The organism is Leptothrix cholodnii SP-6 (assembly GCF_000019785.1).
Classification (GTDB): Bacteria; Pseudomonadota; Gammaproteobacteria; order Burkholderiales; family Burkholderiaceae_C; genus Sphaerotilus; species Sphaerotilus cholodnii.
Genome location: NC_010524.1, coordinates 1,473,659 through 1,488,450, shown reverse-complemented (window position 1 = coordinate 1,488,450; position 14,792 = coordinate 1,473,659). Strand labels below are relative to the sequence as shown.

Genomic DNA, 14,792 nt, shown 5'->3' with positions numbered 1-14,792 from the left:
ATCCGGACCCGATTGACAAGCGGGACAGTACCTCCCCCGGCCTCGGATTGAAGGACCATTGCCGATAGTCAGCCCACGAGCTCATGACGGACCGCGTAGCTCACCAGTTCGGCGGTGTCATGCAGACCCAGTTTGCGCAGCACCCTGTGGCGATAGCTGGCGACGGTGCGCGGCCGCAGATGCAGTTCCTGGGCGATCTCGACGATGTGCCGGCCGCTGCTCAACAGCCACATGACCCGGTATTCGCGGTCGGACAGCCGCTCGTGCGGCGCCCCGCCCGACTCGATCGCGACCTGCCATGCCAGCCGCTGCGCCACCGGCGCGCTGACATGGGTGCCGCCGGCCGTGACGGCGCGGATCGCCTGGATCAGCTGTTCGGTCGCGCACTCCTTGCAGAGGTAACCCGACGCGCCGGCCCTGAGCACGTGCGGCGCGAGCAACTGCTCGTCATGGACGCTCAGCACCAGCACCGGCCGCTGCGGGAAGTCTCGGCGCACGTGCTCGATCAGGCTCAGGCCGCTGCAGCCGGGCATCGAGAAGTCGAGCAGCGCCAGATCCCAGTCGGTCGACCGGGCCAGCGCGAGCGCTTCGTCGCCGTCGCCGGCCTCCGCGACCACCGTCAGGGCGGGCTCGGCCATCAGGATCTGGCGCAGGCGCTGGCGAACGACCGGATGGTCGTCCGCCATCAGGATCCTCACCACCCGGGCACTCGGCGGCGCGCCGGATGCCCCCACGCCGGACGGTCGTCCGGGCTGCGGATCCAGGCTGATGGACGAGTGCATGCGCACGGCACGGGGCCCCTCGCGACAAGGCATCGCGGGCGCGATGCGGCCCGATCGCAGCCCGATCGGATGCCTGCAATGTGCGACACCCAGGGCGGCGGGCATGTGCATGGCCAGGTCGACGGCGCATAGCTCCAGCGGCCCATGGGCGGGCGCGGCCATGAGCCGGTCGGCTCACGGCCGCGCCCCTGCACGTGGGCCGCGCCGATCGCAGGGTTCGGTAGATTGCACCTTGCATCCAGATGGGACCGGGAGAGCGGACATGTCCGTCAGTGTCGAAGACCTGTCGCCCGAGAACGACGCGCAGGTGTGCGCGTTTCTCGACGCGCTGGGGCGACACACGCCCGAGGTGCTGGCCTACCACTACCCGTTCTACCGCGACATGCTCGCGCAGGTCGGGGCGGGCACACCGGTCTATCTGGGTGCGCGCTGCGACGGCGAACTGGTCGGTCTGCTGCCTGCATTCATGCACCGCGGTGAACTCGGCGCGACGTGCACGTCGCTGCCCTTCTTCGGCCCGAACGCCGGCGTGCTGTGCAGCGCGCCGCCGGGAGCGCTGTGGCGAGACATCCACGCCGCGTTGCTCGAGGCGCTGATCGCGCGCGCCAGGCAGGCCGACGCCTGGGCGTGTTCGGTCTGCACGCCCTTCCTGTCGGCGCATTTCGAGCGTTATGACGCGGCCATGCCGCAGGCCCTGGTGGTCGAGCGCAGCACGCAGTACCAGATGCTCCAGACGCTGGCCGACACGCAGCACGCCGGTGCGCTGGCGCGCAACCTGCGCAAGGCCGAAGCCGCCGGCATCGAGATCTGCACCGAGCCCACGCCGGAGCGCGTCGAGTGCTTCTACGCGATCTATCGGCAGAACTGCGACGCACACGGCATCCCGCTCAAGCCGCGCATCGCGCTGGACCGGCTGATGTCGGAAGGCCTGAGCGGCCGCCACGCCCGGGTGTCCTTCGCCTACCGCGCGGGCGAGATGCTCGCCGGCCTGCTGGTGCTGGTGTCACCGCGCACGGTGAGCTACTACACGCCCTGCACCCGCGCCGAGGACCGCGCGCTGCAACCGGGCGTGCTGCTCATCGACCGGGCGATGCGCACGGCGCGCGCCGCCGGCCAGACCCACTGGAACTGGGAAAGCTCGCCGGGGCGCGACAGCGGCGTGTACCGCTTCAAGCAGAAGTGGGGCGCACGGGAGGCGGGCTATCGAACCTACGTGATGGCGCTGCGCGATGAACAGGCGTTTCGTCAGCTGGGTCGGCAGCGTCTGGCAGCCGCGTTTCCCTGGCACTACGTCTATCCCTTCGATCGGCTCTGAGCGGCGCAATGGCCGCATCCGCCGCGGCGAGGTCGCGCAGCGAACGGGCCACCTCCGCGCATTGATGCGGCGTGATCTCCGGATACATCGGCAGCGACAGCACCTCGCGCGCGGCCTGCTCCGCATGCGGGAACTGACCGGCGCGATAACCCAGGTCGGCAAACGCCGGCAGCAGATGCACGGGCGTCGGGTAGTGGATGCCGGTCTGGATGCCTTGTGCCAGCAGCGCCTCCTGCCACGCCTGCCGATGGCCCGTGCGCACGGCGTAGATGTGATGGACGTGGCGGGCCCAGGGCATCGCCTCGGGCGTGGCGATGCCGCTGCCGGCCAGCAGCCGGTCGTAGAGGGCGGCGACACCGCGCCGCGCTTCGGTCCAGGCCTCCAGGCGGCGCAGCTTGACCCTCAGCACGGCCCCCTGAATGCCTTCCATGCGGAAGTTGTAGCCCCTGAGCACGTGGTGATATTTCTTCTCGGCGCCCCAGTCGCGCAGCATGCGCAGGGTGTGCGCAAGCGCCGGGTCGTTCGTGACCACCATGCCAGCCTCGCCGCAGGCGCCCAGGTTCTTGCCCGGGTAGAAGCTGAAGCAGGCCAGGTCACCCATGCTGCCGGTGCGCCGGCCCTTGTACGTCGCGCCGTGGGCCTGGCAGGCATCCTCGATGACCACCAGGCCGTGGCGCCGTGCGATCGCCAGGATCGGATCCATGTCGGCCGGCTGCCCGTACAGGTGCACCGGAATGATCGCCCGGGTGCGCGGCGTGATCGCGGCCTCGATCGCCGTGACGTCGATCGTGAAGCTGCGCGGATCGATGTCGACGAACACCGGCCGGGCGCCGGTGTAGTCGACCGCCGACACCGTGGCGACGAACGTGAACGGCACCGTGATCACCTCGTCACCCGCGCCGACGCCGGCAGCCAGCAGCGCCAGATGCAGCGCGCTGGTGCCGGTGTTGACGCCGATGCCGTGGGCGGCTTCGCAATAGGCAGCGAACTCGCTTTCGAAGGCCGCGACCTCGCTGCCCAGCGTGAACTGGCAGCTGTCGAGCACGCCCTGGATCGCCGCATCCACCTCGTCCTTGATCGACAGGTACTGCGCTTTCAGATCGAGGAATGGCGTCACGATGCAATCTCCCGTTCGTGCGTGATGTAGACGGTCTCGCCCTTGTGGCGCATCGACGCGCTGGCCGCCTCGATGAGCTCGACCACCCGCAGGCCCAGCTGTCCGTCGGTCCTGGGCGTCCTGTGATTGACGATGCAGTCGACGAAGTGTTCGCCCTCGACCCGCAGCGCTTCGGTCACCGCCAGCTTGGGCGCCCACATGTCGCCGGTGCGGTAGCCCACGCGCATCTCGTGGATCTTCTCGGGGTCGTCGACGAAGCTCACGCCCTTGTCGTAGACCTTGATCTTCTCGCTGGGCTCGAGGTCGTCGTAGGTGATCATCTTCTTGCTGCCACCCACCAGGATCTGCCGCACCTTGACCGGCGCGAGCCAGCTGACATTGGCGTGCGCGATGGTGCCGGACTCGTAGAACAGCGTCACGTAGGCGAGGTTCTCCGGCGTGCCCGGAAAGTGGTTGGTGCCGCTGGACGTCACCGCCACCGGGTGTTCACCCAGCAGGTAGTCGAGGATCGAGAAGTCGTGCACCGCGAGGTCGGCGATCACGCTCACGTCACGCTGGAACAGCCCGAGGTTGACGCGAATCGAGTCGTAGTAGTAGATGCGCCCGAGCTCGCCGCTGCGGATCAGCTCGTGCATCTTGGCCACCGCGCCGGTGTAGATGAAGGTGTGGTCGACCAGCAGCACGCGGCGGTGCTGCTGCGCCAGCGCAATGAGCTCGCGGGCCTGGCTGCAGCGCTCGGTCATGGGCTTTTCCAGCCACACGTGCTTGTCGGCACTCAGCGCCGCGCGGGCCAGCTCGAAGTGCGTGTGCACGGGGGTGGCGATGGCGATGGCGTCGATGTCCGGATCGTCGAGCAGCGCGCGGAAATCGGTCGTGGTCCGCACGGTCGGAAAGCGCCGCGGCACCATCGCCAGTCTGGCCGGATCGAGATCGGACACCGCCGCAACGCGGGCTCCGGGTGTCTCGGCAAAGTTGCGGACCAGGTTGGGGCCCCAATAGCCGTAACCGATGATGCCGATGTTGATGTCGCAGGAGCTCACGGCGTTGTCTTTCATTGAATCGAGAACAGGCGCTCAGCGGCGGGTGCGAGCATCGCCGATCACGCGCGCCGGCACGCCGGCCACGATCGCGTGATCGGGGACATCGCGGGTGACCACCGCACCGGCCCCGACCATCGCGCCTTCGCCGATCGTCAGGCCTGACAGGATGGTCGCGCCGCTGCCGATCGAGGCGCAGCGCCCGACGTGCGTGCATTCGAGCTGCCAATCGGCCGCCGACTGCAACTGGCCGTCGGCATTGGTGGCGCGTGGACGGGCGTCATTGGTGAACATGACGCCGTGGCCGATGAAGACTTCATCGTCGATGCGCACGCCTTCGCAGATGAACGAGTGCGACGAGATCTTGCAACGCGCCCCGACCGTGGCGCCCTTCTGGATCTCGACGAAAGCGCCGATGCGCGTGTCGTCGCCGACCGTGCATCCGTACAGGTTCACCAACGTCGGATGCATGACCGTGACGTTCGATCCCAGCTTCACGCTCTCGGCTATCGGCATGTGCGCATCTCCCCGTGATCGACCGCTTTGCATGGACCCGAGCATGCGGGTCGGGACGCCGCAGCCCGCATCACGGCACGACCGCGCCGGATAGTCCGTTCGGTCCATGAGCACGGCACGAACGGCACGGGTGGACAGGCGGCGGGCCTTTCTAGGATCCGACTCATCCGATCGCCGGGGGGACATTCCATGCGTGCTGAGAACCGGTCACTGGCCTCTTCCTTCGAGGGCATCGACCGGCCTGATCTCGCGCCGTCCAGGCCGGCGCACCGCTTCGACGACCGGCAAGCGTCGGCAAGCACCCGGACCGCTTCTACCGCGTCGGCCACGCCTGCGCCGGCCGATTCCCGCTGGTCCGACACGCTGCCGTTCAACGACTTCCTGAAGGATCTGCACCGGGAAAAATGCCGCGCCGAACGCTCGCGGGCGGCGCTGTCGCTGGCGCTGTTCGAGATCGGCACGCATCAGGCGCTGCACACGCGCCAGGCCGATCAGCTGCTGGAAATCATCCACGGCACCAAGCGCGAGACCGACATCCTCGGCCACGTCGGTGACGACACGATCGCCGTGCTGTGCCCGGACACCGACGAGCACGGCATGCAGTCCTTCCTGCGCCACGTCGCCGAGCGGACGGGCGGACTGCATTACGAAACGATGGCCGCCACCTATCCGGACACCCTGTTCGAGACCCTCGCCAAGGGCCACGGCACCCGGCCGCCGTTCCAGTTCTTTCTGGCCGCCGATGCTGCCGGCCAGCACGAGAGTGGCTATCCGCTCAAGCGCGTCCTCGATCTCGTGGGCGCACTCGCAGCACTCGTTCTGCTCGGCCCGCTGATGCTGCTGGTGGGCGCGACGGTCGCACTGAGTTCGCCCGGGCCGGTGATCTTCAGGCAGACCCGTCTGGGCCGGGGCGGCCAGCCCTTCACCTTCTACAAGTTCCGCTCGATGACCAGCAACGTGGACGACCAGATCCATCGCGCCTTCGTCACCCGCCTGATCCGCTGCGACCCGCCCGAGGACGGCGCCGCCGAGGGCAAGCCCGCGCCCTACAAGCTGCAGCGCGACCCGCGTGTCACGCGCCTGGGACGGCTGATGCGCAAGACCAGCATCGACGAACTGCCGCAGCTGTTCAACGTCCTCAAGGGCGACATGAGCCTGGTCGGCCCGCGGCCGGCCCTGCCCTACGAAGCCGCGCTCTACCAGCCGTGGCATCTGCGGCGCATGTTGACGCTGCGGCCCGGCATCACCGGCCTGTGGCAGGTGGAGGGCCGCAGCCGGGTCAGCTTCAACGAGATGGTGCGCATGGACCTGCGCTACATCCGCGACTGCTCGCTCGCACTCGATCTGAAGATCCTCCTGAAGACCGTGCGCGTCGTCCTGCTCTGCAAGGGCGCGGTCTAGCCCATCGTCCCCCCCACGGAACCCATCGCCATGAACATCGACGGCGCCAGAATCCTCGTCACGGGCGGGGCCGGGCTGATCGGCTCGACCACCATCGACCTGCTGCTGCGCCAGCATGCGCCGGCGCAGATCGTGATCCTCGACAACCTGGTGCGCGGCTCGCTGGCCAATGTCGAGTCGGCGCTGAGCGACCCGCGCCTGCGCTTCGTGCAAGGCGACATCTGCGATGCCGAAACGGTGCGCCGCGCCACCACCGGCATGGACGCGGTGATCCACCTCGCCGCCCTGCGCATCACGGCCTGTGCGGCCGATGCCCGGCGGGCAATGCAGGTGATGTGCGACGGCAGCTTCAACGTCGTCGAGGCGGCCCGCGAGGCCGGCGTGGCCAAGATCGTCGCGGCCTCGTCGGCGTCGATCTACGGCATGGCCGATTCGTTCCCGACCCGCGAAGACCACCACCCCTACAACAACCGCACCTGGTACGGCGCCAGCAAGGTGATGCTCGAAGGCCTGCTGCGCTCGTATCACGCGATGCACGCCCTGCCCTACACGGCGATGCGCTACTTCAATGTCTACGGGCCGCGCATGGACCTGCACGGCCAGTACACCGAGGTGCTGATCCGCTGGATCGACCGCATCGACGCCGGCCTGCCGCCGCTGATCCTCGGCTCGGGCCAGCAGACCATGGACTTCGTCTACATCGACGATGTCGCCCGCGCCAACGTGCTGGCGCTGCGCTCGGATGCCGATGACGAGGTCTTCAACGTGGCCAGCGGCGTCGAGACGAGCCTGAATCAGCTCGCCGCCGCACTGCTCGACGTGATGGGCTCGAAGCTGCCGGTCGAATACGGGCCCGAGCGCCTCGTCAACGCCGTGCCGCGCCGGCTGGCCGACACCGACCGGGCCGCTCGGCGGCTGGGCTTCCGATCGCAGGTCGGGCTCGCCGAAGGCCTGGCGCGGCTGGTCGACTGGTGGCACATGAACCGGTCGAAGGCGGTGGCCGCATGATCCCGGTCGCGATGCCCGTGATGGGTGAAGCCGAAGCCGAGGCCGCCCGGCGCGCCATCCTGAGCGGCTGGATCACGCAGGGGCCGGAGGTGGCGGCGTTCGAGCAGGCGTTTGCCAGCTACGTGGGTGCGCCGCACGCCTGCGCGGTGTCGAACTGCACCACTGCCTTGCATCTGGCGCTGCGGGTGGCGGGTGTGCAGGCCGGTGATGAAGTGATCACCGTCAGCCACTCCTTCATCGCCACCGCCAATGCGGTGCGCTATTGCGGGGCCGTGCCGGTGTTCGTCGACATCGAGCCCGGCAGCTTCAACCTCGACCCCGCACGCATCGAGGCGGCGATCACCGACCGGACCCGGGCGATCCTGTGCGTGCATCAGATGGGCCTGCCCTGCGACCTGCAGCGGCTGGTCGAGATCGGCCACCGGCACGGCCTGGTGGTGATCGAGGACGCCGCCTGCGCGATCGGCAGCGAGATCGCCTGGCAGGGCGAATGGCAGCCGATCGGCCGACCGCACGGCGACGTGGCCTGTTTCTCATTGCACCCGCGCAAGGTCATCAGCACCGGCGAGGGCGGCATGCTGACGACCCGCCGCGCCGATTGGGATCGCCAATACCGGCTGCTGCGCCAGCACGCGATGAGCGTGCCCGACAGCGTGCGCCACGGTGCCGATCAGGTGATCTTCGAGACCTACCCGACGCTGGGCTACAACTACCGCATGACCGACATCCAGGCCGCCGTCGGCCGGGAGCAGCTCAAGCGGCTGCCGGAGATCGTGGCCAGGCGGCGCCACCTGGCGGCGCAGTACGCCCGTCAGCTGGCCGGGATCGACGGGCTGGGCATGCCGCAAGAGCCGGCATGGGCGCGCAGCAACTGGCAGAGCTATTGCGTGCGGCTGCCGGCGCGCTGCGATCAGCGCGCCGTGATGCAGTCCTTGCTCGATGCCGGCATCAGCACGCGGCGCGGGATCATGTGCAGCCACCGTGAGCCGGCCTGCCGCGACGTGGCGCTCACCCAGCCCCTGCCGCACTCCGAAGCCGCACAGGACCACGCCATCCTGCTGCCGCTGTATCCGCAGTTGACCGCGCAGGATCAGCAGCGCGTGGTGTCGGCACTGGCCCGGGCGTGTGGCGTGTGTGCCTTGCCCACGCCCGAGTCGGCACAGCCCGTCGAATGAACCGGAGCCGCCGTCATGCCCGTCACCGCCGCCACCGATCCCAACCCGCCGCAGCCCCTGAGCGCCAGTTCATACCGCGACATCCTCCACTCGACGCTGCTGATCGGCGGTTCGACCGCCGTGAGGGTGCTGATCGGCATTGCCCGCACCAAGGTCATGGCGGTGCTGCTCGGCCCGGCGGGTGTCGGCCTGATGGGGGTCTACCTGTCGATCATCGACCTGACCCACAGCGTGGCCGGCATGGGCATCAACAACAGCGGCGTGCGCCAGATCGCCGAGTCGGCCGCTTCAGGCGACGCCCTGCGGATGGCCCAGACCATCGTCGTGCTGCGCCGGGTCGCGGTGGCGCTGGGCATCTTCGGGGGCCTGCTGCTGATCCTGCTGGCGCGGCCGATCGCACAGGCCACCTTCGGCAATGACGCCCACGCCACGGCCGTGGCCGTGCTGTCGCTGGCGGTGTTCCTGCGGCTCGTGTCGGACGGCCAGGGGGCGCTGATCCAGGGCATGCGACGCATCGCCGACCTGGCCCGCATCAGCGTGCTGGGCGCGCTGTGCGGCACGCTGGCCAGCATCCCGTTTGTCTACTACCTCGGCCAGGACGGCGTGGTGCCCGCACTGGTGACGGTGACGGCGCTGACCGCCGCGACCTTCTGGTGGTACAGCCAGAAGGTGCACATCGAACCGTGTGTGCTGTCGCATGCGCAGATCCGCCACGAAGCGACCGCGCTGCTCAAGCTCGGCTTCGCCTTCATGGCCAGCGGGCTGCTGATCACGGCCGCGGCCTACATCGTGCGGCTGTTCGTGCTGCGCCAGGCCGGGCTGGGTGCGGCCGGCCTGTACCAGGCTGCCTGGACCCTGGGCGGGCTCTACACCGGCTTCATCCTGCACGCCATGGGGACCGACTTCTATCCGCGCCTGGTCGGTGTCATCACCGACAACGGCCGCGCCAACCAGATGGTCAACCAGCAGGCGCAGATCAGCCTGCTGCTGGCCGCGCCGGGCGTGATCGCGACGCTGACCTTCGCCTCGCTCGTGATCGCCTTGTTCTACACCGCCGAGTTCAGCGCCGCCATCGACGTGCTGCGCTGGATCTGCCTGGGCATGGCGCTGCGCGTGATCACCTGGCCGATGGGCTACATCATCGTCGCCACAAACCGGCAGGCGCTGTTCTTCGGCGTCGAGCTGGCCTGGACGCTCGCCAATGTCGGCCTGTCGTGGTGGTGCGTGCAGCGCTTCGGCTTGAACGGTGCCGGCATCGCCTTCTTCGGCTCGTACGTGTTTCACGGCCTGGTGGTCTATGCGGTGGTGCGTCGCCTGACCGGCTTCCGCTGGTCACGCGTGAATGCACGCACCGGCCTGCTGTTCATCAGCGCCATCGGCCTGGTGTTCGTCGGTTTCCAGCTCCTGCCGCCGATGTGGGCCATCGGCATGGGCACGCTGGCGATGCTCGTCAGCAGCGGCTACGCGCTGCAGGTGCTGCTCGTGCTGGTGCCGCCGCAACAGCTGCCCGGCCCCCTGCGGCATCTGCGGCATCTGCGGCGCCGAGATGCGGCCAGCCAGGGTCGGGCCCGCCAGATCTGGATCGATCTCGACAACTCGCCTCACGTGCCCTTCTTCCGGCCGATCGTCGATGAACTGCGTGGCCAGGGCTACACGGTGCTGCTGACCGCGCGCGACGCCTTCCAGGTCACCGACCTGGCCCGGCTCAACCAGATGCCCTGCATCACCGTCGGTCGTCATTTCGGCAAGAACAAGCTGATGAAGGCACTCGGCCTGCTGGTCCGCGCCGCCCAGCTGCTGCCGCTGATCGTGCGCAACCGGCCCGACCTGGCGGTGTCGCACGGCTCGCGCGCGCAGATCATGGCGGCGCGCCTGCTGGGCATTCCGGCGGTGGTGATCGCCGACTACGAACACGTGACCCACGTCAATCGGGCCGACGTGATGATCGTTCCGGAGATCATTCCGAGCGACGTGGCCGGCCGCTTCGCCGACCGGGTGTTCAAGTACCCGGGTATCAAGGAGGACGTCTACGCCGCGGCCTTCAAGCCCGATCCGGCGATCGTCGAGGAGCTGGGCCTGGCGGCTGACAAGATCGTCGTCACCGTGCGCCCGCCCGCGACCGAAGCGCACTACCACAACCCCGAGAGCGAGGCGCTGTTCGCCGCCGTGATCGAGCTGCTGGCGCAGGACGCGCGGGTGCAGGTGGTCCTGCTGCCTCGTAATCAGCGCCAGGGCGAGCAGATCGCCCGGCAATGGCCCGAGCATCTGGCCAGCGGCAAGATGAGCATTCCGGGCCGGGCGGTGGACGGCCTGAACCTGGTCTGGCACTCCGACCTCGTCATCAGCGGCGGCGGCACCATGAACCGCGAAGCCGCCGCGCTGGGGGTGCCGGTCTACAGCATCTTCCGCGGCCCCATCGGCGCGGTCGACCGCTACCTGGTCGAACAGGGCCGCCTGGTGATGCTCGAAAGCATCGAGGACGTACGCACGCGCATCGACCTCACCCAACGGCACCGGGTGCCACCCGTGGCCCATGCCGAGCGCAGCGCGCTGCACACCATCGTCGACCAGATCGCCCGCATCGCCCGAGGTGAATGAATGCTGCACCTCATCTTCACGCTCGACTACGAGATCCACGGCAACGGACAGGGCTGCCCGCTCGCGCTGATGGTCGAGCCGACCGAGCGCCTGCTGCGCCTGTTCGATGCCTACGGCGCCAAGCTGACCGTCATGGCCGATGTGGCGGAGATCCTCAAGTTCAAGGAGCACAAGGACACGCACGGCTGCGACACCTACGGCTACGAGGCCATCGTGGATCAGCTGCGCCGTGCCGTCGCCGGCGGCCATGACGTGCAGTTGCACCTGCATTCTTCGTACTTCAATGCGCAGTTGGCACACGGACTATGGGTCCAGGACTGGTCCGAATACGACTTCGCCTCACTGCCCTACGAGCGCATGAGCGCGATGGTGCGCCGTGGCAAGCAGTTTCTCGAAGCGCTGCTGCAGCCGGTCGATCCGGGCTATCGGTGCATCGCCTTCCGCGCTGCGAACTGGTCGGTCAGCCCGTCGCATGACGTGGTGCGCGCGCTGATCGACAACGGCATCGAGATCGACACCTCGGTGTTCAAGTACGGCCGCCGCAACGGCCGGGTCAACTTCGACTATTCGAGCGCGCACAGCCCGATCGCCCCCTGGCGGGCCGACCCGGACGACATCTGCCGGCGCGACGACACGGGCGCACTCTGGGAAGTGCCGATCTACAGCGAACAGCGCTGGCTGGGTGCCTTCGTCACGCCGGGGCGCATCCATCGCGCCATCACCGGCTGGCGGCGTCAGCTGCCGCAGGATGTCAGCACGGCCGGCTCGACGCAGCGCAGAACCGCCAGCCGCACCGCACGCCAGTGGCTGTCCCTGCTGCTGCAGCGCCAGGCCTGGAAGGCCGACTTCAATCAATGTGGCGGCCGCCAGCTGATCCATGCCCTGCACCGGGCTGCGCGTCGATTCGACGCCCGGGCCGACGCCCGGCTGCCGTTCGTGCTGATCGGTCATTCGAAGCTCTTCACCACCCGCAACGAAAAGACCGTGAGGCCTTTGCTGGCGCACTCGGCCGATCATCCCGAGCGCTACACCTTCGGCACCCTGAGCCGCTTTGCAGCGCCGTGGCCGGCGGGAGAACAGGCATGAACGGCACGCCGACCATCGCGCCTTTCGTGATCATCACGCCGGCGCACAACGAAGAAGCGCTGATCGAGCAGACGCTCGAATCGATGGTGGCGCAGACCGTGCGGCCGCTCAAGTGGGTCGTCGTCAGCGACAACTCGACCGACCGCACGGCCGAGATCGTGCGCCGATACGCGGCGCAGCACGACTTCATGCAGCTGCTCGAGATCCGGCGTGACGGCACGCGGCACTTCGGCAACAAGGTCCATGCCTTCAATGCCGGACTGGCCGAGGTGGGCGCTCTCGACTACCGCTACATCGGCAACCTGGACGCCGACATCTCGCTGCCGAGTCACTACTTCGAATCGCTGCTGGGCGAACTCGACAGCGACCCGAGCCTGGGCCTGGCCGGTGGCATGGTGGCGACCCGGATCGGCGATCGCTTCGTGAGCCAGAACGTCGCGCCCGACAGCGTCGCCGGGGCGGTGCAGCTGTTCCGGCGGGCCTGCTTCGAGCAGATCGGCGGCTATCTCGCCCTGCCCGAAGGTGGCATCGATTCGGCGGCCGAGATCATGGCGCGCATGAAGGGCTGGAAGGTCCGCACCTTCGCGGCCTTGCAGGTGCTGGAGCATCGCCGCACCGGCACCGCATCCGCACCGCCGGTGGCCGCCAAGGTGCGGGAGGGTCAGCGGCTGCAGTCGCTCGGCTACGGCCTGCTGTTCCTGTGCCTGCGCTGCATCTATCGCTCGATGGATCCGCCGCGCCTGATCGGCAGCGCCGCCACCTTGCTGGGTTACGTCCAGCGCCGGCTCAGCGGTGCGCCGGTGGTGCTGCCGGCGGAGGTCGTGAGCTTCCTGAAGACCGAGCAGCAACACAAGCTGCTGAACTCGCTGCGAGGTGCGCATGTGCGGCATCAGCGCCCTCTTTGACCGCAGCGGACAGCCCGTCGATCGGGCCATCCTCGAGCGCATGACGGCCTCGCTGACGCACCGCGGGCCGGACGGCGAGGGCTATTTTCTCGACCGCGAGATCGGCCTCGGCCATCGGCGCCTGAGCATCATCGACGTCGCCGGCGGAGCGCAGCCGATCGGCAATGAAGACGCCTCGATCCAGGTCGTCTTCAATGGCGAGATCTACAACTTCATCGAGCTGCGCGCCGAACTGATCAAGTGCGGGCATTGCTTCAGGAGCGTCTGCGACACCGAAGTCATCGTGCATGCCTACGAACAATGGGGCACGGATTGCGTGAAGCACTTCAACGGCATGTTCGCGTTCGTGCTCTTCGATGCATCGGACCGCTCGGTCTTTCTGGCGCGCGACCCGCTGGGCATCAAGCCGCTCTATGTCGCGCGGGTCGGCGAGCAGCTGCTGTTCGGTTCCGAGATCGGCGCCCTGCTCCAGCATCCCGGGCTGCGCCGCGAGATCGACCTCGACGCACTGGCGCAGCTGTTCACCTTCCGCTTCGTGCCCTCGCCCAAGACCTTGTTCAAGGGCATCGTCAAGCTGCAGCCCGGTCATTGGATGCGGGTCACGCACAAGGATGTCGAGGTGCAACGCTACTGGAACCGCATCCCGGTCCAGCGCACGAGCTGGCGCGAAAACGATCTGATCGAGCAATACCAGGCCTTGCTGGAAGACGCCGTGCGCCTGCAGATGCGCAGCGACGTTCCGGTCGGCCTGTTCCTGAGTTCAGGGGTCGATTCCGGCGCGCTGCTGGCGATCATGAGCACCTACGCGAGCGGGCCGGTGCAGACCTTCACCATCGGCTTCGAAGGCGGCGAGAGAACCAACGAGGTCGACGACGCCCGTCAGACCGCGCGCCAGTTCGGCGCCGAACATCACTCGATGATGCTGAGCCACCGCGACTACATCGGCTACTTCGAGCGCTACATGCGCGACCTGGAGGAACCGGTCGCCCATGAGCCCGCGCCGGCGTTCTATTTCCTGGCGCAGATGACGAGTTCGCACGTCAAGGTGGCCTTGACCGGGCAAGGCGCCGACGAGCCCTGGGCCGGCTACGACCGCTACCTGGGCGTCAAGCTCTCGGGTGCCTACAGCCGCTTGCCGCAGCGCCTGACCGGCCAGATCGCCCGCCTGGTCGAGCACCTGCCGCTGCCGCTGGAGCGCCTCAAGCGCGGCGTGGCGTCGCTGGGCGAGCGCGACGTCCTGACCCGCTTCACGAAGATCTATTCGTTCTTCAGCGCCGACATGAAGGCGCAGCTCTACACCGGCGCACTCAAGGCCGGCTTCGAGCGCTCGCGCTACGGCACGCGCGATGCGCTGCGCCCGCTGCAGAGCGACGTCGATCATCTCGACCCGCTCTCGCAGATGCTCTACATCGACACCCGCGCCAACCTGCCCGACGACCTGCTGATGGTGGCCGACAAGACCTCGATGGCCAACTCGCTGGAGGTGCGCGTGCCCTTCCTGGACCATCGCCTGGTCGAGTTCATCGAGAGCCTGCCGCCGCAACTCAAGCTCAAGGGGCTGAGCGGCAAGTACCTGCACAAGAAGGCGATGACGCGCTGGCTGCCGCCGCAGACGGTCTATCGGCAGAAGAAGGGCTTTGCACACCCGGTGGCCGACTGGCTGCGCGGGCCGATGAAACCGATGGTCGACGACTGCCTGCTCGGCAGCGATTCGCACATGGGGCGTTATTTCGACCAGGGCTACATCCGCCAGATGATCCGGCGCCATCAGCAAGGCAGCGAGCCGTTCATGCGCCACCTTTATCTGCTGGTGTCGCTGGAACTGTGGCACCGCACCTTCATCCAGGCATGA

General features: G+C 68.1%; 11 protein-coding genes and 1 pseudogene. 8 read left to right on the top strand and 4 right to left on the bottom strand.

All coding sequences use genetic code 11. The features are described 5' to 3' along the window. Nucleotides 1-68 precede the first annotated feature (68 nt). Nucleotides 69-944 carry a response regulator gene (locus LCHO_RS06990; RefSeq protein ID WP_223210515.1) on the bottom strand — a complete coding sequence of 292 codons (876 nt, stop codon included), beginning with the start codon at nt 942-944 and terminating at the stop codon, nt 69-71. Here LCHO_RS06990 and LCHO_RS24240 point away from each other — a divergent pair. Further along, nucleotides 826-1,890, top strand: a pseudogene (locus LCHO_RS24240) (GNAT family N-acetyltransferase); the annotation flags it as partial. The gene LCHO_RS06990 and the pseudogene LCHO_RS24240 overlap by 119 nt on opposite strands. Before the next feature lie 61 nt (nt 1,891-1,951). On the opposite strand, the gene LCHO_RS22690 reads toward LCHO_RS24240, so the two are convergent. From LCHO_RS22690 to LCHO_RS24185, 3 genes are read right to left on the bottom strand one after another with little or no spacing between them, the layout of a single operon-like run. Further along, on the bottom strand, nt 1,952-3,214 hold the full coding sequence (locus LCHO_RS22690; protein ID WP_012346428.1) for a DegT/DnrJ/EryC1/StrS family aminotransferase: 1,263 nt from the start codon (nt 3,212-3,214) through the stop codon (nt 1,952-1,954). Continuing rightward, on the bottom strand, nt 3,211-4,254 hold the full coding sequence (locus LCHO_RS06980; protein ID WP_223210514.1) for a Gfo/Idh/MocA family protein: 1,044 nt from the start codon (nt 4,252-4,254) through the stop codon (nt 3,211-3,213). Before LCHO_RS06980 ends, LCHO_RS22690 begins: the two co-directional genes overlap by 4 nt. 33 nt (nt 4,255-4,287) lie before the next feature. Beyond that, nucleotides 4,288-4,875, bottom strand: a complete 588-nt coding sequence (locus tag LCHO_RS24185) for an acyltransferase (RefSeq protein ID WP_275935187.1) — start codon at nt 4,873-4,875, stop codon at nt 4,288-4,290. Between the two features lie 81 nt (nt 4,876-4,956). Between LCHO_RS24185 and LCHO_RS23885 the strand changes: the two genes are divergently transcribed. From LCHO_RS23885 to asnB, 7 genes are read left to right on the top strand one after another with little or no spacing between them, the layout of a single operon-like run. Then, the gene (locus tag LCHO_RS23885; RefSeq protein WP_012346425.1) at nt 4,957-6,168 is read left to right on the top strand and encodes a sugar transferase; all 1,212 of its coding nucleotides are present in this window, start codon (nt 4,957-4,959) and stop codon (nt 6,166-6,168) included. Nucleotides 6,169-6,198: 30 nt separating this feature from the next. Further along, nucleotides 6,199-7,176, top strand: a complete 978-nt coding sequence (locus tag LCHO_RS06965; RefSeq protein ID WP_012346424.1) for an NAD-dependent epimerase/dehydratase family protein — start codon at nt 6,199-6,201, stop codon at nt 7,174-7,176. Continuing rightward, the gene (locus LCHO_RS06960; RefSeq protein ID WP_223210513.1) at nt 7,140-8,351 is read left to right on the top strand and encodes a DegT/DnrJ/EryC1/StrS family aminotransferase; all 1,212 of its coding nucleotides are present in this window, start codon (nt 7,140-7,142) and stop codon (nt 8,349-8,351) included. The genes LCHO_RS06965 and LCHO_RS06960 overlap by 37 nt, the downstream gene beginning before the upstream one ends. A 15-nt stretch (nt 8,352-8,366) precedes the next feature. Next, nucleotides 8,367-10,949 carry a DUF354 domain-containing protein gene (locus tag LCHO_RS22685; protein ID WP_012346422.1) on the top strand — a complete coding sequence of 861 codons (2,583 nt, stop codon included), beginning with the start codon at nt 8,367-8,369 and terminating at the stop codon, nt 10,947-10,949. Then, entirely contained in the window at nt 10,950-12,035 is a 1,086-nt protein-coding gene (locus LCHO_RS23650; RefSeq protein WP_012346421.1) for a polysaccharide deacetylase family protein, read from the top strand. Continuing rightward, nucleotides 12,032-12,940, top strand: coding sequence for a glycosyltransferase family 2 protein (locus tag LCHO_RS06945; RefSeq protein WP_012346420.1), 909 nt, complete (start codon nt 12,032-12,034; stop codon nt 12,938-12,940). Before LCHO_RS23650 ends, LCHO_RS06945 begins: the two co-directional genes overlap by 4 nt. After that, entirely contained in the window at nt 12,915-14,792 is a 1,878-nt protein-coding gene (gene asnB / locus LCHO_RS06940) for an asparagine synthase (glutamine-hydrolyzing) (protein ID WP_012346419.1), read from the top strand. The genes LCHO_RS06945 and asnB overlap by 26 nt, the downstream gene beginning before the upstream one ends.